The organism is Terasakiella sediminum, assembly GCF_033100395.1.
Classification (GTDB): domain Bacteria; phylum Pseudomonadota; class Alphaproteobacteria; order Rhodospirillales; family Terasakiellaceae; genus Terasakiella.
Genome location: NZ_JAWLVJ010000008.1, coordinates 141918 through 160231, shown reverse-complemented (window position 1 = coordinate 160231; position 18314 = coordinate 141918). Strand labels below are relative to the sequence as shown.

The 18314-nt window shown below is 45.6% G+C and carries 18 protein-coding genes and 1 tRNA gene; 6 read left to right on the top strand and 13 right to left on the bottom strand.

Annotation, left to right across the window (positions count from 1 at the left end; genetic code table 11):
* Window positions 1–2 precede the first annotated feature (2 nt).
* The 3 genes from RYZ26_RS08425 to RYZ26_RS08415 form a co-directional block, all read right to left on the bottom strand.
* Window positions 3–1235, bottom strand: a complete 1233-nt coding sequence (locus RYZ26_RS08425; RefSeq protein ID WP_317682747.1) for a hypothetical protein — start codon at window positions 1233–1235, stop codon at window positions 3–5.
* Window positions 1236–1273: 38 nt separating this feature from the next.
* Window positions 1274–1639, bottom strand: a complete 366-nt coding sequence (locus tag RYZ26_RS08420; RefSeq protein ID WP_317682746.1) for a response regulator — start codon at window positions 1637–1639, stop codon at window positions 1274–1276.
* Window positions 1640–1722: 83 nt separating this feature from the next.
* Complete coding sequence (locus RYZ26_RS08415; RefSeq protein ID WP_317682745.1) at window positions 1723–5739, bottom strand: PAS domain S-box protein; 4017 nt, start codon at window positions 5737–5739, stop codon at window positions 1723–1725.
* A gap of 236 nt (window positions 5740–5975) precedes the next feature.
* Here RYZ26_RS08415 and RYZ26_RS08410 point away from each other — a divergent pair, with 236 nt between their 5' ends.
* Complete coding sequence (locus RYZ26_RS08410; protein ID WP_317682744.1) at window positions 5976–7229, top strand: diguanylate cyclase; 1254 nt, start codon at window positions 5976–5978, stop codon at window positions 7227–7229.
* A 27-nt stretch (window positions 7230–7256) separates the two neighbouring features.
* Here RYZ26_RS08410 and RYZ26_RS08405 read toward each other — a convergent pair whose 3' ends face one another.
* The 3 genes from RYZ26_RS08405 to RYZ26_RS08395 all read right to left on the bottom strand — a co-directional run bounded on the left by RYZ26_RS08405 (window position 7257) and on the right by RYZ26_RS08395 (window position 8522).
* A complete protein-coding gene (locus tag RYZ26_RS08405; protein ID WP_317682743.1) occupies window positions 7257–7700 on the bottom strand; it encodes a group III truncated hemoglobin in 444 nt (147 codons plus the stop codon).
* Window positions 7697–8161, bottom strand: coding sequence for an RrF2 family transcriptional regulator (locus RYZ26_RS08400; protein WP_317682742.1), 465 nt, complete (start codon window positions 8159–8161; stop codon window positions 7697–7699). Before RYZ26_RS08400 ends, RYZ26_RS08405 begins: the two co-directional genes overlap by 4 nt.
* A 115-nt stretch (window positions 8162–8276) precedes the next feature.
* The gene (locus tag RYZ26_RS08395) at window positions 8277–8522 is read right to left on the bottom strand and encodes a hypothetical protein (RefSeq protein WP_317682741.1); all 246 of its coding nucleotides are present in this window, start codon (window positions 8520–8522) and stop codon (window positions 8277–8279) included.
* A 359-nt stretch (window positions 8523–8881) separates the two neighbouring features.
* On the opposite strand from RYZ26_RS08395, the gene RYZ26_RS08390 reads away from it, so the two are divergent.
* The 4 genes from RYZ26_RS08390 to RYZ26_RS08375 all read left to right on the top strand — a co-directional run bounded on the left by RYZ26_RS08390 (window position 8882) and on the right by RYZ26_RS08375 (window position 11365).
* Window positions 8882–9733 carry a LysR family transcriptional regulator gene (locus RYZ26_RS08390; protein ID WP_317682740.1) on the top strand — a complete coding sequence of 284 codons (852 nt, stop codon included), beginning with the start codon at window positions 8882–8884 and terminating at the stop codon, window positions 9731–9733.
* Between the two features lie 121 nt (window positions 9734–9854).
* Complete coding sequence (locus tag RYZ26_RS08385) at window positions 9855–10127, top strand: hypothetical protein (RefSeq protein ID WP_317682739.1); 273 nt, start codon at window positions 9855–9857, stop codon at window positions 10125–10127.
* A gap of 77 nt (window positions 10128–10204) precedes the next feature.
* Entirely contained in the window at window positions 10205–10801 is a 597-nt protein-coding gene (locus RYZ26_RS08380; protein ID WP_317682738.1) for a hypothetical protein, read from the top strand.
* A 12-nt stretch (window positions 10802–10813) separates the two neighbouring features.
* Window positions 10814–11365: a GNAT family N-acetyltransferase gene (locus RYZ26_RS08375; protein WP_317682737.1), complete on the top strand. Its 552-nt coding sequence runs from the start codon at window positions 10814–10816 to the stop codon at window positions 11363–11365.
* A gap of 264 nt (window positions 11366–11629) precedes the next feature.
* Here the strand turns inward: RYZ26_RS08375 and RYZ26_RS08370 are convergent, their stop codons facing one another.
* From RYZ26_RS08370 to RYZ26_RS08340, 7 genes are all read right to left on the bottom strand, one after another.
* The gene (locus RYZ26_RS08370) at window positions 11630–12817 is read right to left on the bottom strand and encodes a cation:proton antiporter domain-containing protein (protein ID WP_317682736.1); all 1188 of its coding nucleotides are present in this window, start codon (window positions 12815–12817) and stop codon (window positions 11630–11632) included.
* Between the two features lie 9 nt (window positions 12818–12826).
* Window positions 12827–13663 (bottom strand): mechanosensitive ion channel family protein, encoded by an 837-nt coding sequence (locus RYZ26_RS08365; protein ID WP_317682735.1) that lies wholly within the window; start codon window positions 13661–13663, stop codon window positions 12827–12829.
* A 3-nt stretch (window positions 13664–13666) separates the two neighbouring features.
* The gene (locus tag RYZ26_RS08360) at window positions 13667–14626 is read right to left on the bottom strand and encodes a CorA family divalent cation transporter (RefSeq protein WP_317682734.1); all 960 of its coding nucleotides are present in this window, start codon (window positions 14624–14626) and stop codon (window positions 13667–13669) included.
* A 66-nt stretch (window positions 14627–14692) separates the two neighbouring features.
* Window positions 14693–14971 carry a hypothetical protein gene (locus tag RYZ26_RS08355; RefSeq protein ID WP_317682733.1) on the bottom strand — a complete coding sequence of 93 codons (279 nt, stop codon included), beginning with the start codon at window positions 14969–14971 and terminating at the stop codon, window positions 14693–14695.
* An 11-nt stretch (window positions 14972–14982) separates the two neighbouring features.
* A complete protein-coding gene (locus tag RYZ26_RS08350; protein ID WP_317682732.1) occupies window positions 14983–16020 on the bottom strand; it encodes a succinylglutamate desuccinylase/aspartoacylase family protein in 1038 nt (345 codons plus the stop codon).
* Window positions 16021–17454, bottom strand: a complete 1434-nt coding sequence (gene rimK, locus RYZ26_RS08345) for a 30S ribosomal protein S6--L-glutamate ligase (RefSeq protein ID WP_317682731.1) — start codon at window positions 17452–17454, stop codon at window positions 16021–16023. It abuts the gene before it with no gap.
* Between the two features lie 441 nt (window positions 17455–17895).
* Window positions 17896–17970: transfer RNA gene (locus RYZ26_RS08340), tRNA-Thr, on the bottom strand.
* A 118-nt stretch (window positions 17971–18088) separates the two neighbouring features.
* Here RYZ26_RS08340 and RYZ26_RS08335 point away from each other — a divergent pair.
* Complete coding sequence (locus RYZ26_RS08335) at window positions 18089–18247, top strand: hypothetical protein (RefSeq protein WP_317682730.1); 159 nt, start codon at window positions 18089–18091, stop codon at window positions 18245–18247.
* Window positions 18248–18314: the final 67 nt, after the last annotated feature.

The following is an 18314-nucleotide window of genomic DNA, read 5'->3' as shown; positions in this document are numbered from 1 at the left end:
GCTTACTCCTTTTCAGAAGTATATTTGGCAACATAAGGATTGCGGATGCTGTAATATTTAACATCGCGCGCACCTTCCTGCACATCCGTGATCGCATAACCATCCACATAGTCAATCCCGGCACAGATGGCTGCCGTTGTCAGGCTGATGGAACGCACCCCATGCACATAGGTGTGCAAACCCGCCTTGCTGGCACTTTCCGCAAAACTTTCCAATTCGGGGATGATGCGCGCTTCAGACCTGCGATCATCATAAAGATCCACCCCGACCGCATGTAGACCAATATGTCTAAAGCCCGTAAAATCGCGATGGAGTGAGCCATATCGTGCCATCACCGCCCGGGAAAAGGGCTTCAGGCTCTGGATCAAATCCTGCAGGCGTGATTGGGGGATGCCATCGGGCAGATGGGTCAATTCCACCACAATCTTATTGCGATAAGGCGCAAGATTCTTCTGACATTGCGCCAACAAGTTCGTCCGCCTGCCTGTTGAAGCCAGTGATTCAAAATGGATCGGCACCGTCAGAAGGGCCGGATTTTTAACCTTTTCCAACTGGACCGCCTCTTTATAAATCCGTTTCATGGTCAAGAGGTCAAGCGCAGCCAGGGCTTCGGGATTATCATCATCATCCAGCGTATTGTAGCTGGAGAAAAATCGCCCATCCCCAATGGCACGCACCGGGATGCAGAAATAAGACGAAATGATCTTGTTTTTCACAAACCAAAGCGGACGGAAGATAAAGTCCACATCGTCATTTATATATTCTGACTTTTCTGTTTTTTCTTCCTTGATCGGGGCGCGCGTCACCTTTTCTTCCCCGTTGTCAATCAGCATGGATGGATCAGCATTTTTATCCCAGGAAAAGCCACCATTTTCCCCGGTGGTCGCCATGGACACCTTGATGGCCTGTTTCTGATCTGGCGAGCCTAACAGACGCTGGGTGATTTCCTGTGCGATCAGATTGATCTTGATCCGCGCACGGGCCTGATCCAGTTCAGCAAAAGCGATCAGATAGCGGACCTCATCCCACAAGCAGTGCACATCATTGTGCTGCAGGCGGTGCTGAACCACGTCTTTGGTGGTGGCATAAATCTGACGCTGCGCACGTTCCCATCGATCCCCGACTTTTTCTTTCACGGGCGTAAGATCAAGCACAAACACACGGCCCTTGCTGGTCGCACTGCGATCCGCCAGAAAATTTTCAAATCGTTTTTGGGTTTCGTTGAGTTCATTCATGGGAAAGCTCCCGTGTTAGGCAGTAAACTGAATACTGCTTAGCCAAGGCATTCTTTAACAGCCGAAAGCAGGTCGGTTGCGGAAAACGGTTTTGCGATCACTTTGTCCGCGCCATATTCCCCGGCCAATTTCAGAAAATCCAGGTTCCGCGTTCGCCCACCACCGGAAATGGCGATGATCTTCAAATCGGGTGCTTCCTGTTTCAGTTCGATAATAGTTTCGACCCCTTCTTTGTGGGGCATGATGATATCGGTGATGATCAGATCAACGGGAGTCGCATGAAAGACGGCCAAACCTTTTTCACCATCTTCGGCTTCCAGAATATTGAAGCCTTCAGATTCCAGAACTTCACGAATGGTGAAGCGTGCCAGCTCTTCATCATCGATTACAAGAATTGTGGTCACTGTCTATATCTCCCTAGATTTTTGTTTTTTTATTAACCATAAGTGTACATTTTAATTTTTTGATTTTATATAGCTTTTTCGACTTACCCCCTGCAAATGGGTAAATAGATCTCAAAGGTGCTGCCCTTGCCATACTTACTGTTCGCAATTATAACGCCTTTATGGGCTGTGACGATCCCATGCACCATCGCAAGCCCCATGCCCGTTCCCTCACCTACAGGTTTGGTCGTAAAAAACGGATCAAAGATACGCCGAAGGGTTTTTTCCTCCATTCCTTCCCCGTTGTCCTTGAAGGAAAGCTGAACATAACGTTCATTGCGGTCCAAACCTTCAAATTTCTTTTGTTTAACTTGCCGATCAAAAAACACCTTTAAATTGATATATAACCTTCCGTTTCTCCCATTTAAAGAGTCGGCTGAATTTTTTGCAAGATTAATAAAGACAGATTGAAGCTGCGCACTATTGCCATGAACCAAAATTTCTTCTTCCGGGATTTTAACAATAATTTCCACGCTGGACGGGATCGTCTGTTTCAACAGATCATGGGTCTGATGCATCAGATCAACAATATCAAGATTTTCAAACGTCACTTCTTCCGTTCTGGAGAATTTCATCAAACGCGCGACCAGATCCTGTGCCTTCTGGCCTGCATCAATGATCTTGCCCATGCGTTTTTCAATTGGACTATCCGGTTCTGCCTGCGTTTTGGTCAGATCCGCAAGCGCGAGGATAGGCAGCAACATATTGTTAAAATCATGAGCGATGCCGCCTGCCATGTTACCCAGTGATTCAGATTTCTGAGCCTGCCACAACTGACGTTCCACTTCTTTTTGTTCTGTCACATCCGTACAAACGCCCTGGAAATGGGTAATTTCACCATTCCCATTACGTCTGACCCAAGTACGATCATCAATCCAGCGCACCGACCCATCCGGGCGTACAATACGATACATCTGGCTGAAGGCATTCATATTGTTTACAACATGGTCTGCGACCTCTCGACCCACACGTTCCAGGTCGCTGGGTTCAATGATTTCAGCGAATTTAATTTTACCACTTTCAAGCTGCTGTTTGCTATAGCCCCATTCGCTGACATTTTCAGACACATATTCCACCGTCCAGTTTTCATCATTTCGCCAGCAAAAGGCGACCGACGGACTTTGGTTCATGATATTTTCAAGTTCCACACGGGCAGCTGTTTCTTCGTCCAGTTCCTGCAAGGCACGCACCTGAATGGTAATATCCATTACGCTGAAAGGAACATTCTTTAAAACATCAAAATCATTGGGCAGAGGGGCAGATAAAATGGCTTCAATCGGATCGCCCATCATATTCTGATACTGGGTGCGCGCTTCCACCTTGGACTTGCCCTCCCACAAACATGTAAGCGTTTTGATAAAAGCATCCTTTGAATTGTCTTTGAAGATAAGATGGAAATCACGCAAGGCATGATCCACATCATCAAAACCAAACAGTTCGACGGTATTCTCATTCACATTGTTGATATGCACACAGGACAAGAAACGATCCACATCATCCGGGTTTTTTCTTAGATATTCATTCAGGTCACTGACACCCTGGGTTCGAAGCCGTTTCAATTCCAGATAAATGTCAGAATAGTCCACATCCCAAAGTGAGATCTGCGCATTGTCAAACAGCTCTTTATATTTGCGGGTATTATTCAGAACTTCCTGGGTTTTCTTGCGCACATCACGTTCAATACGTTTACGACTGATCACCCGCCAGAGATAGTCGGTCAGAATTTCAATAGACGTCACATCCTCATCAGAATAATCCGTTGCTTTATTCCCGGCCCCCAACAAAACGCGTACTTTGTCACCTTCGACAATCGGGAAAGAAATCAACCGTTTCAAATAAGCATGACCTTCGGGTAGCCCTTTCTTCCTGGGATAGCTTTCATAGTCATTAATGATAATATGGGTTCTGCGTCTAAACGCATCTGCCCAGACCCCCGCCTCTCTGATGGGATAATGGGTTTCCAGCTCATCCACATGACAATAAGTCTCCAGTGTCCGTTTTGACCAGGTGACGAGTTCGATGGTTTCCTGATCGTCATTGACGAAATGCAGGAACGAAATATGGCTGTTGGTCAGTTTTTCCACCCAGGCCAAACCAAACTGAAGAATTTCTGTTTCCGTACTGTCATGGATCAGTTCTGAAATTTCACGGATGGCCTGATTACGATTTTCGTCCAACACTTTGGTGGAAACATCCTTGATACTGACCGGGATACTCTTGAAATTCTCCTCATGTTCAGGGATGGGAATATCAATCTGAACCGTAATTAACCTGCCATCAATGGTCTTTTGTTCGGCAACCGCATAGAACGTAGGCTCTTTATTCCAGATGGCAGCCACTTCATCAATAAAGACCTGGACGGAATCTTCAACAAAGGTTTCGGAAATGGAATTATAGAAATGTTCCTTATCCTTGGCGTTAAAGATATTCAGAACTTCGCCATTTACATCATTAATGGTGACCATAGTAGACAGTTGGGCCGCCACATCCATATTCTTTAGCAGATAGTCTTTGATATCGCGGATGCCGAGCCCGCGCAAACGTTCCAGTTCCTGATAAAGGTCATAGAAATTCTCGTCCATCAGGCCAATTTGCGCTTTGTTGAACAGATATTTGAATTTTTTTGAACTGACATCACGCTGCGTAAAAGCTTCTTTCAGTTTGTTTTCTGCATCTTTCTTGATCGAAATATCACGCGCCAGGCCCAAAGCCAGCCATTTGCCGTCTTGACGCATGGATGAAAGCGACAGTTCCACATCAATCTCGCGACCATCTTTATGATTGGCCTTTAATTCAATGGTGCGATTAACCAAGTCCCCTTCGCCGGTTTCCAGGAAATGGGACATTGCGTTACGTGCTGTCGCGACTTCATCAGCAGGGGTCAGGATATCGTGCGGGTCGCGGCCATAAACTTCTTCAAAACTATATCCAAAAATACGTGCCGCTGCCGGGTTCCAGAAAACGATTTTGCCTTTTTCATTCAGCAAAATAATACCATCCAGCGTATTATCTGCAATCAGGGCTGTTCTTTTATTGGCAGCGATCAGTTTTCTATCGCGTTCAATGTCCTGAGTGATATTACGCGAGATGCCGATCAATCCGCTCACTTGCTCATTATCATCCAGAATAGGCGTCAGCTTGGTCTGAAAAACCTGCACGCTCCCTCTGACATCAAAGTCATAGGAATATTGCACTGGCTTCTTGGTTTTGATGGCACGTTCATCATGGGCCATAATCACATCAGCCACACCCACAGAAAACAAATCTTGAGGCGTACGCCCGATCACATCATTCACATCATCCCGTATAAAGGCATAGCCTGCCTGATTAATGAAGGTATATTTACTGTTTAAATCACGTGAAAAGATGATGTCATTGGCATTATGCACAATGGGTTCCATCAGTTCGTTATCGCTTTCGATTTTCAGGATCAGCGGATTGGTAATGTGCAAAAAAGCAAAACTGCCAACAATGATAATAAAGACGGATACCAGCAAAAACTGCACCGCATGGGCGATAAAGGGCTTCTGTATTTCCGCCATATCAATTTTCGCAACCAGCCCTAGGTTCAGGATATTGATCGGGGTATAAGCCGCCAGAACTTCCACACCGCGATAGTCATGGCCGATCATAGTCCCTGTTCTGGCCTTGATCGCCTGATGCATAGGTTCCGCATAAGGAGTGCCCCATTGAACATCATCCGGGTTATCTGCAATGGTATTTACATGACGCATCAGATATCGAATTTTATCACCAACCCGATAAGCGATGGTAAATTCCCCGGTTTCCCCAAATTCAGAAAAACTACTATGGGCTTCCCGAAATTTGATCAGCGTGCGTTCGGTGATTTTCTGTAAATCAAGATCTCTGGTTTCCAGCTGTTCATGGCGCGCAATGGTTTCAATGATTCGGCTGCGCGTGGTGACAAGCTGGCTCAGACGCGCCGATTCAGATTCAATGCTGGAATGATACCAGGTATAAAGCGCCACACCGATGATGGTTGAAGCGGTCAACATCATCAGGGAGGCCAGGAACACAATTGTTTTTACTGTGTAACTCATGGTTTTACACTTACCTGAAAATCAAGAGACTCACACGCTATCATAAAACCCTTATAAAGTCTTGATTTAGCGCAAATTTCATAGCCTCACCTCCCCAATATGGTCCAGACGCACCTACAAGAAATATCTTCATGTGCAAAGATGGTTTTCTCACATTAAATCAAAAATAGATTCCCAATCAGTTACTTTCAGGGGTATCCTTGTGGTGCAGGTCCTCTGCGCGAAGGGTGTGGGACATGAAACACAGATTCTCAATTTCGAAGCTGCTGATCGCGACCTTTATTGCGATCTCCCTGGTCTCTGTTTTCATGATCACCGGTTTTACTACTTACATTCAGACCAATTCGATCCGCGAAATCGCCAAACATGATGCCCATAAACGGGCCGAGCTTGTTTTTGAAAGCCTGTATGCCACCATGCGCGAAGGCTGGACACGTGAAAACATTGATGAAACCATCACCCGCTTTAACACAAAATTGCCGGATATGAACCTGAAACTGGTGCGATCAAAGGCGGTCTCAGATTTATATGGCGAAGATGAAGTTTCCGCCCATGCACGCGCAAAAGACGATTTGATCAAAAAAGTCTTTGCAACCAAAGTGGAACATATCGAAGAACTGGATGATCAGCTGCGTTTCATCTTTCCTGTGATTGCACAGCCTGAATGTCTGGGCTGTCATGCCAATGTGGAAATTGGCGACGTCAACGGCATTATCGAAATCACTTTCCCTACCTCCAGCATCGGGGTACCGCTTGAGTTTGCCATGCAGACCCTGACCATGGTCTTTGGGCTGATCTTCATTACCGTACTGCTGATCACCCTTTTCTGCATTCGAAACCTGCTGGTCACCCCCATCACCCGACTGGCCCGACATATGCAGAACCTGCGGATGAGCCTGCCCGGTGTAGAGCAAAAAAAATCCTTCATCACCGAAGTCGAAATTCTACGCGACAGCTTTACTGATTTGATGGCACACCTGAAAAAGGCCCATCAGGAATTGGAAGATCTGACCACCAAAGACCCACTGACAGGTCTTGCCAACCGCCGCCTGTTTGATGAAGTCTTGACGTCTGAAATTGAACGTGCGCAACGCTATGAACACAGCTTTTCCCTGATCATGATTGATCTGGACAAGTTTAAACCCATTAACGATACTTATGGTCATGACGCCGGGGATTATGTCTTGAAAGACGTCAGCCGGATTTTGAAAGAAAACCTGCGCAAAACCGATTTGCTTGCCCGGGTCGGCGGGGATGAATTCCAGATCATCGCGCCAGAAATCGATATAGATCAGGTCAACGCCCTCGCACAAAAAATCAGCGACAAGATCGCAACCACCCCCATCACCTATAAAGATATCCCCCTGAATGTGGCCTGCAGCGTAGGCTGTGCCAGCTATGGCCCGGATGGCAAAAGTGCGGGGCAGCTGCATCGCTGTGCAGACAAACGCATGTATGATGATAAACAACGACGAAACGCCGCCAGATAAGCTGTTCTCATCGTCTGCTTCCTGATGTCACGCCGACATCCGTTCCTGAGCTTCCAGGAATTCCAGATATTTTTTGACTTCTTCCATATCAAACGGGCGATCAAACATGCCGATCTGCAAACTTTCGGCAATCCGTTCTGCGGCCATGACAAAGTCCTGCTTGCCTGCTTCGGGGCAGACCTCATCCACAGCCTGATAAAACAGTTTCAACCAGATGATAAAGTCTGCGCGTGTTACTGATTTTGCCAGCATCTGATGCTTCAACATGGGACGGCCATTAAAGCGATTGGTCTTAAGAATAATGGAGGACCAGAAGTCACACATGATCCCCAGATGCTTCGGCCAATCCGTGATCTTTTCAGCAAAGATAGGCCCCAATGTTTCATCGGCACGCACCAAATCATAGAAATGATGAACCAGGTTTTTGATATCTTCTTCGCTAACTGCTGAATTTATGTATTTCATATTCATGATTGTAACTCTTTCTCAGGCTTGGCAAGGGTAATCCCCAAGCGGGCCAGCAATTGATCCTGATTTTGTACGATATCGGCCAATGTATATTGGTCCAGCACGGCGAGGAATGCGTTCAAAGCCTCGCCCAGCATGCCCGTCAGGCGGCAAAGACCATCGATCTGACACTGGCTTTTGTTGGGATCAAAACATTCCGCGATGTTAAACCCTTCTTCCACACTGCGCACCACTTCCCCGATGGAAATATCACGTGCCGGGCGGGCCAGAAGCACGCCACCACCACGTCCGCGCCGGCTTTCAATCCAGTTTTCCTTCGCCAGATGATGAATGATCTTGCGCAAATGTTCCTTGGACAAACCATAGCGTTTGGAGATTTCATCAATGGTGCTGATTTCATCGGGTTTGGTCGCCAGATAAATCAGGACACGCAGCGAGTAATCGGTGAATTTGGACAAATGCATGGTGACATGCCTCAGATTATAAATTTCAGCAAGGCCCAAATATATAACGGAGCCGGAGCCAAAACCCACATTAAAATCCACGGCAGCAAAATCTTGCCAGACCGTTTTGATAAATCTATAGCCATACGATTTCTCCCAACCATGTTGTTAAATGATCAGAAAACTGAAACGCACTGAAGAGAAACAGAACAACCAGGCCTGTGCGAAAAGCAAATTTGGCACTCATTTGGATAGACCGCCCCATTTCATCATTCTGCACTTCCTGATCCTTTGACCAACGATGCGCATCATGGATGAAAGTCAACATCACCGCAAACCAGACCACCACCAGCATTTTCACCCCGAAAAACAGATATTCCATAACCGAAACCTCTGGAAGAAATTAAAGATGTACTTTATATACATATTTAAAAATGGATTGTAAATACATTTTTAAAATCCTAACCTACAACAATTTCATCCAAACCCGAATAAACTGCCAATCATGGAGACCATTGTCTTCAAGATCATGAGCATCACTCCAGCAGCGACACAAACTTGCCGCTGCGGCCAGAGACTGTATGAAAAAAAATGCCGCAAACATGAAAAGCAGCATCGCCAGATTCATTTCTCATAAAAGGATATCTCAGCAGCAAGGATCGTTCATGATGATAAGTTGTTTGTTCTTTTGTCTACGTAAAGCTAGATTAGATAGTTGGGCCAACTTGCATCGGTACTCACATGGACATCACACTTGCGAAAACCTTTCTTGCAATCACCGAACTTGGAAACTTTGCCAAGGCGGCTGATCAGCTGTATGTGACGCAATCCACGATCAGCACCCGTGTTAAGCAACTGGAAGACCTGTTGGGGCAGTCTTTGTTTATTCGGTCCAAAGCCGGGGCAACGCTTACACCAGCAGGAGCACAATTCAAACCGTTTGCAGAGAAGATGCTGCTGACGTGGGAACAAGCCTGCCAGGAAGTTGCGCTGCCTACCTCTTTTGAAGCCCGGCTAAGTGTTGGGGTGCAGTTTACACTGTGGGAACGTCTCATGGTCAAGTGGTTGCCATGGATGAAAAAGGCCGTGCCGGATTATGCCATTCTCGCTGATGTTGGATCATCGGAATGGTTAATGCAGCAGTTGGTCAATGGATTGCTTGATCTCGTCATTACCTACACGCCACAAAACCGTAGCGGTTTGGTAATTGAAAAACTGATGGAAGAACGTTTGGTTCTGGTTTCCGATTCCGTTCAAAAATATGGTCCAGATGATAAGAACTACATCTATGTAGACTGGGGACCGGAATACAAAATGGATCACGCATCTGAATTTCCAACCAGTGATATGTCGCCTGTTGCAACAAATTATGGTCCCCTTGCCCTACAATATCTTCTGACAAATGGCGGATCAGCATACCTGCCCATGCGTATGGTTCGGCCATTTGTTGCCGACGAGCGGCTGCATATCATTGATAAAACACCTGTTTTCGGTAGAGCCGTCTATACGGTCTATATGGAAAATGACGACAGCTCCCGTTTTGAAAAAGCCTTGGAAGGCTTACAGCACGTCGCCAGCCTTGAAGAAGAATAGCCATTCTTTAAATTCGATTTTTTCGAAGTGAACCTTCAATATTATTCGCTTTTCAAAACAATTTTAGAAGCAGTAAATGGAGATACAGCCCAATAATGGGCCTTCTTAAATGGAGAAATGAATGAAGACTGGTTTGTCTGCAATGGCTCTTGGTGTTGCAATGATGTTTGGAGCCATTTCTGCGAATGCAGCAGATTTAATCAACGAAGACGAAATCCCATATGCCATCCTTGTAGACGGTGAAATGGAGCTGACTGTTGAAGCTGGATCAGATCTGATGGCCTTTTGCAAACGCTGTACTGTGCAATTGGTAGATTCATTCGAACCACCAGTATCAGCAGATGAAGACTCAACTGTCATCATCAGTCAAGGCAGACTGGTTGTCGAAAAATAGCAACCTTTTCAACAAAACATGAAAACCGTGGGCGGCTTAGAAAATGGGTCGCTCACACCTCCCCTAAAGGTGTCGAAATGTCTTCAATTACAAAATCAAACGACTTCACAACCGCCGTTATTGCGCAAATCCACGCGGATTCAAAATTCAAATGTGGTCGAAGTTATTCTGATATGTTGATTTGGACACGCCTCTGTCGCCCTTTGACAAACTCAGAAATTTTTGCCCTTTTACCAGTAGTCGTACGCACCGTATGGAGCGATGAAGACGCTTCACGCGCACTTTATCAACGTGGTGCGCAGAAGCTGGATACATTCAATCAACAAAACCTAGCGGCAAACCTTGTCTGCTTTCGTCGAACCGACCTACAAAATGATGAAATCACAGAACTTAAGACCCAGCTGGCTGAGCTCTCTCATCAATTCAATTGTTTATCCTATTCTGTTTTTGAGATGATGGATCGCTTAAGCCATCTGGAAAATGAAAACTTTGATCTCAAATCTGAACTGGCTTCAAAAGGTGTGATCTCGAATGCCGCTTCTGTAGAATTTTTGCCCCCCGTTCAAGAAGCAAAAGGACACTTCATCCCGACCCGATTTGGTGAGCCCAAACCACTGACCTGCCAACTCTTCCGCGACACGGAAGATGCCGCACATCCATTATTTATCTTGTAAGGATTTATGGAAATGACACAGATCGTTTCTATTCAATATCAACATGCTGCAACCGATGACATCGGTGACCTGCTCATGCTCGAAGACCTGTGCTTTGGAAGAAAGAAAAGTTACCGCAAACTGCTGAAACGTTTTTTCCAGGCGCAAGTCGCGCGGTGCATTGTTGCCAAGCTGAATGATCGCGTCATCGGCTACGCCTTGACAGTGTTTTCGCCTAATATGAAAACAGCAACCGTCAATGCTCTGTGTGTCCATCCTGTTCACAGAAATCAGGGGATTGGTGAAACTCTTTTGAACTGGGCTGAAATGGACGCCGTTCAAATTGGTGCATCCCAGATCGGAATTGAAATTCAATATGAAAACGACTCTGTACGACATCTTTTGTCTGAAAACGGGTACAGCGAATGTACTGACCCGCTTGTCCTCATCCCAGAGCATACGGATGGTGTCAAAATGCGGAAACGCCTTGCGTCCAGTGACTTTGACAGTGCCATCACAAGCAATGCTGGTGAAACTGAGATGACGGCTCGAAATGCAGATCATTTCGATATTACTTCTCACTAACAGAGGCTTTGACTGGTACGTCCAAAATGTACCAGTCACCCTTCATTTTGTAAGAGATAATAATTCTCATCTCCAGAACGTCTCAAGGCGGCTATTGTCCGTCATAACAACCATGATTTATGGAAAGTGCAACGACAACTTGTGTCATCATTGCATCTAGAAATGCTGTAGCTGGTATTGGGCTAGGTCTTACAATTGCGAAAGCGATTGCCCATAGCATTGGGGGCGATGTCTATTTCAATGATGTTGATGAAGGTTGCGAAGCTATTCTTCACTTGCCGACAAATGAGGACTAACATCAGGACAATATCTTTCCGATAGATATTTTACACCAATGATCCAAGCCGGACTTGCCAAAAGTGTACAGGCAATAATCAGGGTGACAAGTTGATTACCGAAAGTATTAATTACACCACTTTTAAAACCCAATTCGCCAAGTACAAAGCTGAATTCCCCGATCTGGGCCAGCAATGCACCACCATAGAGACTATCTTTCCAAGAGCGTTTAAACAGTCTCAGAATAAAGGTATTCAAAGCCGTATTAAGGAACAGCGCCAGGAAAGCCACCCCCAAGACCGTTCCCGCATTTGCAATGAAGAATGGAATATCAACCAGCAGCCCCACTGATACAAAAAACATGGCAATAAAGATCACCTTAAAGCCAAGGAGACTGTGTTCCACCCAATTGGTGTCTTTGGTTGCATGAATAAACATGCCGCCTACAAAGGCACCCAATGCGGTTGAAAGTTCAAACAGACCGGAAATCAGGGCCAAGCCGAAACAGACGAACAGAGCCATCAGGACCTGCAATTCATGGTTTTTGCGGATGATGTTGCCAAAGGGCAGAGATAAATTCTTCTTGGTCACAACAAAGACTGCGAAACCAACAAGAATGACTGCCCCGATGCCCTGTAAAACCAGATGACTTTCTCCTTCGCCACTACCTGCCAAATAGCCGACAATCAGGATCATAGGCACAACCAAAACATCCTGTGCCAACAGAATTGCCAACACATCCTGCCCTGTTTTGGATTGAAGTTCCCCCCAGTCTTCCAGCAATTTCAGTATCACAGCGGTACTGCTCAACGCGACAACGAAACCCAACAGCACGCTGCGGTTTAAAGGCCAGTCAAATATCTCCCCGATTCCGACGAGAACCAGAACTGTAATGGTAATCTGGGCCAAAGTTCCAATCCCGGCCAGCAACAGATTTGACTTGATCTTGGCAGGTGAAATTTCCATCCCGATAAAAAACAACAACAAGACAACACCAATTGCCCCCAACCGCGTCAGCATTTCAGGGTCAGTGACCAAAGCAAAACCCGCAGGCCCGATAGCAATCCCGGCAATCAGATAACCAATAATTACGGGCTGTTTACTCAATACCCCGATCAAAGAAATCCCCAGCAGAATCAGTAGGATCGTCAAAAACAGAGGGAGAGCTGGGTCCATGTGCATGGCTTATTCTTTCTTTTTGGCATGCCAATCAGCAATGTAATCAGCAGCAGATTCTTTTATGACATTCTCAATCCGCATCGCTGCATTCACAGGGACAAAACATGTAAGCTCTATTTGGATATGGGCATCTTTGAGAAAGGTTACGTGACAATCTGTGAAATTTTCAGGCAAGGTAATGTCTGCCCGTTTCTCAATCAGGGCTTTGTAACGTTTGGCAACTTCACTGAACTCTTCGATCTCAGATGCAAGCTGTGTCATCAAACGCTTTTTCAGTTCACCTGTCGGGACTTCCGGTTGGAGCGTGATGTCGAAGGAATGGTATGTGTAACGTTTATTGAACCGCTCATTCTTCACTGTGGAGGCAAGAAAAATGCTGTTGGGAATGATGATTGTACGTCCTGTGAACTCGTACTGCTTCGCATGAGTTCCAAGTTCTTCCAACGTGGTGGTCATTATATCCTGATCGACGACTTCGCCTCGTAATCCGTTTACTTCAATCCAGTCACCGACCCGGATTAGACCGCCTGTTGATTTCAGGATATAGCCGCTTACGCAAAGGATCAATTCCTTGGTTGCCAGTATGATCGCAACGGCAAATGCGGTTAAGGACAAAGCAAAGGTGCGAAGTGATGGTGCCCAGACAAAAATCAGAGCAATAAGAACGATAAAGAACAATCCATTTTTGACATTCGACTTAAAGCGACGTTTGGTTTCAGCTTCAAATTTCGTCCGACTATCAACCCATCGGTTTGACAGAAACCGCAGGACCAACATAGCCGCGACAAATACCAAGGATGCAAATAATTGATTGCCTGATATTTGGTCTAGAAGTTCCTGCATTTCCTATATCCACTTCAACAGTTTCATTATGCCAAAGGTGATGGCACCAACGCCCACTGACATCAGACAAATAAATAAAAACCCATATTGGCTATTGGCAAAGGGCATGCCGCCCACGTTGGCCCCCATCAATCCGGCAAACAAACTCAGTGGCAACAAGATGGTCGCAACAAGTGTAAGGCGGAACATACTGCTGTTCATTTGTTCTGAATGGGCACTTTTAATTTCTTCCTGCAAGACAGAAGCCCGTTGCCGCAGGTGTTCAAGTTCACCGACCATCGAGCTAATACGTTCAGCTTGGTTCTTTAACAGGGAACGTTCTTTCTTTTTCAGCCATTTGACATTGGCTTCCCATAATTCCTGCAGAACACTGGATTGAGGAATAAGATATTTCTGGAACCCGATCAAGGTGCGACGTAACTCAGAAAGCTGTTCCTGTTGGGCTTGAATGTCTCCACTGACAGATACTTCTTCTATTCCGGTAATTTCTTCGGCAAGTTCTTCCACTTCTTTGGAAAGTTGGTCATTCATGTGTTTTATAAGTCTGGCCAACAGCCCAGAGACCGTTGTCCCCTTAATCCCTTTACTCACATCAGATCGTAGCCTTGTAGCAGATTTCATCTCACGTGTATGAAAAGTGACCAGAGTATTGTGAAACAAAACAGCCCGAAGATTCACCATATCTTCCGGGGTCGCGGACTTGGTTAAATTCACATCGCGAAGGCTGACATAGACATGATCGTCAAAGACATCAATTCGCGGACGCTGTGATGATTGACCTAAAGCTTCTGTGACAGACAGGTCTGGTTTTAGCTGTTCCAGAATGCGAGAGGTATTCGCCTTGTCTTGTGGGTCCAAATCAATCCACAAGATTTCACCAGCATGAGCAGCAACGTCAATATCATCAAAAATAAGCTGGCGTGACGCGCCTGTCGGGGAAATAGCGTAAGCAAAATCAGACATGGGCAATGCCTATCAAAAGTAATCCTGATTTATGATACAGGAGATTTTAGATTCACAAACTGATAACTACTGCTCAGGATCAATTTTCTTCTTTTGAAACAGCTTCTTGGTCCGTTTTTCACCAATTGCCCGACCCGACTTACATGCCTCAAACAGATAGGGCAACATCGCTATTCTGTTTTCTTCCGGAATGATAAAAAGCTGATTGCGAACGACGCGAACGCATTCAGGAAATTCTTTTTGTTTTTCTGACAGAAAGTTCTTCACATTATCTGCAAAAACTATCGATGGAGATACGATGCTAAAGAACACAATCAAAATCAGAAATCGCCAGAACATCTCCATCACTTTCTCTTTTAAATTATCTCATCTTCGTCAAATAAGGGGTCGGCTTCTACATCTTCTTCCATGCTAGAAAGTTTTTCTTCGGCCAACTGCGTCTTCTTGATAATCGCGATATGGAACAAGGCATCACCGGGATTCACGATTGGCAGATTGGTTCTGCCGATTATCACCCCCGTCAGTTCTGAAAGAATTTCTTCTTCGTTATTTCCAAATGGGTCGGCAATAAAGCCAAGCAAATCACCTTTTTTAACCACATCGCCAATTGATTTTACACCTCTGAAAATGCCGCCCATTGGTGAACGAACCCATTTGCTTTTCTGAGACATGATGGACCTGGCAGGTTGAGACTTTTTACTTTTAGCAATCATCCCAATATGGCCCATCACGTTTAGAATACCGCGGACCCCCACTCGAACAGCATATTCATCAAAACGAAGTGCTTCACCGGATTCATATAGTAGAACATTCACGCCGACCTTTGCAGCTGCGTCTCTCAATGAATTTTCCCGCAAAGGAGCTTCCAATGCGACAGGTGCACCAAAAACTCTCGCCAGTTCTGTTATCTCCTCAGAACCACTGTTAAAACGGATTTGAGGAAGATTGACCCGATGTGTTGCTGCAGAGTGCAGATCAATACCGTAATCACACCTTTCTACAATCTCTTTCATAAAAACATGGGCAAGCTGACCTGCCAGTGATCCATTCGCCGCCCCTGGAAAACATCTGTTTAAGTCTCGACGATCCGGCAAATAGCGCGAATGACTGACAAAGCCGAAAGTATTAACGACAGGAACGCACAACAGCGTTCCCTTCATGTGGCTTAATTTGTGGCTACCCAACAAACGGCGAACGATTTCAACGCCAATAATCTCATCCCCATGTACCACCGCACTGACAAACAGTGTCGGTCCATCTCTGCGACCATGAATAATCTGCACAGGAATGTTTGACGGCATATGATTGCTGAATGTACCGACTGAAATATCAATCGTTTTTCTCTCACCTGCGGCAATGAAATGACCGCCAATTTCAAACGGCTTTCGCATCATTTACAATCGCTTCGGCTTAAAAACTTTGGGTGGACGGGCATTCTTCTCGATATGTTCAACAATCATACCCGCAACATCTTTCTTGGTTGCTTCTTCAATACCTTGAAGCCCTGGTGAAGAGTTTACTTCCAGCACCTTCGGTCCGTCATCAGAACGAAGAATATCAACACCAGCCATGGAAAGGCCAAGAACCTTGGCAGCCTTCACCGCAGTGGCGCGTTCCTCCCTGGTCAGCTTAATGAGTTTGGCTTTACCGCCCTGGTGCAAGTTTGCCCGGAAATCACCATCCGTACTTCTTCGTTCCATAGCAGCAACAACCTTGCCCCCAACAACAAAACATCGAATGTCCGTGCCCGCTGCTTCTTTTACAAACTCCTGGACCAGAATATTCGCTTTTAGTCCTTGGAAAGCATCAATAACAGATTCAGCCGCTTTTTTGGTTTCTGCCAGAACAACGCCTTTACCTTGTGTACCTTCCAGAAGCTTCACAACAAGCGGGGCACCACCAGCAAATTTAATCAGTTCATCCGTCGCCTTGGCTGAGTTGGCAAAGCCTGTGCTTGGCATGCCAATACCTGCACGGGCCAAAATCTGGTGAGAATAGAGTTTATCCCGTGAAGCCGTGATAGACGCACCTGAATTCAAACTATAAACCCCCATTGCCTCAAATTGTCGAACCACAGCCGTCCCATAAAACGTAATGGAAGCACCAATCCGGGGAATCACGACATCAAAGTTTTCCAGAGACTTCCCTTTATAGTGAATTTCTGGCCTGTGAGACGTGATGTTGATATAGCACTTGGTCGTGTTAATCACCTCAACCATATGGTCTTTAGCTTCCGCAGCTTCAATCAATCGACGAGATGAATAATTGTCTGGCTCTCTGGTCAGTAAAGCAATTTTGAGGTTTTTGCGGTGCTCTTTAGTGCGTGGCAGCTTGTCATAAAGGTCAGGTGAGAGAATACCCTGAACACAGGATGAATTTGGATCAACAATGATATTGTCTTTAAGGGCGGTTCGGCCAAACAACATGCGATATTGCATCGACTCCCGGTTTGTCAGGGAAATTTCAATCGGCCATTCCTGACCACCAATTTTAACAGGGGTACGAATGATATATCGGAGTTCGGTTTCGCCATTCGAACTTGTAACTTCACGTTGCTCTACCAATTCAGCAGAACAGAATACTGTAATATCAGGACGCTCTGGAACGGGGTGAACACCAAAACGTACACGCTCTTTACCACGAACTTTGTATGGTTCAATCATAAACGAGTGGATCGATGAGGTTTTAGCCCCCGTATCGACCTTTGCTTTTACGGCTGGCAACCCCAAACCAGGTAATTCCAACCATTCTTCCCAACCGACAACCAGCTCTTTATCCTGAACAGCTTCCTGAATTTCCACAGGAATTTGATCATTGTTATTTGCCATAGCATTCATCCATAAAACTTTTATCTCTGCCATTTGCCCACTATTGAGCCTGTTTGCAAACAAAAAATCGGATTGCTTGCTTTTTTATACCCAATGAGTCATTCAACCATTTTTCGATGATAGCACCTTCAGGAAAACAACAACTTGAGTCTTACCCCGCATTTACACTAACTAAAGATTGCGTTCCAGCCTTCATCCTCCAAGGATATCAGAAAGGCCCAAAATGCGTAAGGCCGACTGGACTTGTTCTTTTATTTGTAGACGGTCATAGACACTCTCCCAGAAGTCCCCGCAATATTCCCCGCAGTCGGTCAATATTCGCAAGTTAAATTTTCAGCACGCCTTGGAATGAGGAGAGAGGAGAAAGCTTAACCCGCCAACAAATCATTGATTTAAAATATAAAAATAGCCCCGTAAGGACTATCCTTAGGAGCTTAAAAATGGTGCTGCCGAGAAGATTTGAACTTCCGACCTCTCCCTTACCAAGGGAGTGCTCTACCCCTGAGCTACGGCAGCACATCACGATTGTGTGGGCGCAGCTTATCGCATAGCCATTCGGATCGTTCAAGTTCTTTTTTTGCAAAAATGCACTTTCTCTTGACCCGAATTTCCCAATCAGGCACCTATTATAGCCATGACAAAAGAAATGCCAAATCAAACCAAACAGCGCGCCGATGAAAAGCAGAAAAAACAGGACCGTCTGGCCGAAGCCTTGCGTGCGAATCTGAAACGTCGCAAAACCCAATCACGTGCGCGTAAATCATCGGCAGAAGACAAGCCGAAAGAGGCATAAAATAACGCCTGCTTTTCTTCCCTTGAGCCTTTGTGCAGATTGCTTTAAAAGAGCTTTCGAAATTTCA

What these genes read in the sequence shown, in the direction of transcription:
- RYZ26_RS08335 (WP_317682730.1), top strand. Translation starts at nt 18,089, where the DNA reads ATGACAAAAGAAATGCCAAATCAAACCAAACAGCGCGCCGATGAAAAG.
- RYZ26_RS08415 (WP_317682745.1), bottom strand. Translation starts at nt 5,739, where the DNA reads ATGAGTTACACAGTAAAAACAATTGTGTTCCTGGCCTCCCTGATGATG.
- RYZ26_RS08410 (WP_317682744.1), top strand. Translation starts at nt 5,976, where the DNA reads ATGAAACACAGATTCTCAATTTCGAAGCTGCTGATCGCGACCTTTATT.
- RYZ26_RS08395 (WP_317682741.1), bottom strand. Translation starts at nt 8,522, where the DNA reads ATGGAATATCTGTTTTTCGGGGTGAAAATGCTGGTGGTGGTCTGGTTT.
- RYZ26_RS08390 (WP_317682740.1), top strand. Translation starts at nt 8,882, where the DNA reads ATGGACATCACACTTGCGAAAACCTTTCTTGCAATCACCGAACTTGGA.
- RYZ26_RS08355 (WP_317682733.1), bottom strand. Translation starts at nt 14,971, where the DNA reads ATGGAGATGTTCTGGCGATTTCTGATTTTGATTGTGTTCTTTAGCATC.
- RYZ26_RS08425 (WP_317682747.1), bottom strand. Translation starts at nt 1,235, where the DNA reads ATGAATGAACTCAACGAAACCCAAAAACGATTTGAAAATTTTCTGGCG.
- RYZ26_RS08405 (WP_317682743.1), bottom strand. Translation starts at nt 7,700, where the DNA reads ATGAATATGAAATACATAAATTCAGCAGTTAGCGAAGAAGATATCAAA.
- RYZ26_RS08375 (WP_317682737.1), top strand. Translation starts at nt 10,814, where the DNA reads ATGACACAGATCGTTTCTATTCAATATCAACATGCTGCAACCGATGAC.
- RYZ26_RS08400 (WP_317682742.1), bottom strand. Translation starts at nt 8,161, where the DNA reads ATGCATTTGTCCAAATTCACCGATTACTCGCTGCGTGTCCTGATTTAT.
- rimK (WP_317682731.1), bottom strand. Translation starts at nt 17,454, where the DNA reads ATGGCAAATAACAATGATCAAATTCCTGTGGAAATTCAGGAAGCTGTT.
- RYZ26_RS08350 (WP_317682732.1), bottom strand. Translation starts at nt 16,020, where the DNA reads ATGATGCGAAAGCCGTTTGAAATTGGCGGTCATTTCATTGCCGCAGGT.
- RYZ26_RS08370 (WP_317682736.1), bottom strand. Translation starts at nt 12,817, where the DNA reads ATGGACCCAGCTCTCCCTCTGTTTTTGACGATCCTACTGATTCTGCTG.
- RYZ26_RS08360 (WP_317682734.1), bottom strand. Translation starts at nt 14,626, where the DNA reads ATGTCTGATTTTGCTTACGCTATTTCCCCGACAGGCGCGTCACGCCAG.
- RYZ26_RS08365 (WP_317682735.1), bottom strand. Translation starts at nt 13,663, where the DNA reads ATGCAGGAACTTCTAGACCAAATATCAGGCAATCAATTATTTGCATCC.
- RYZ26_RS08385 (WP_317682739.1), top strand. Translation starts at nt 9,855, where the DNA reads ATGAAGACTGGTTTGTCTGCAATGGCTCTTGGTGTTGCAATGATGTTT.
- RYZ26_RS08380 (WP_317682738.1), top strand. Translation starts at nt 10,205, where the DNA reads ATGTCTTCAATTACAAAATCAAACGACTTCACAACCGCCGTTATTGCG.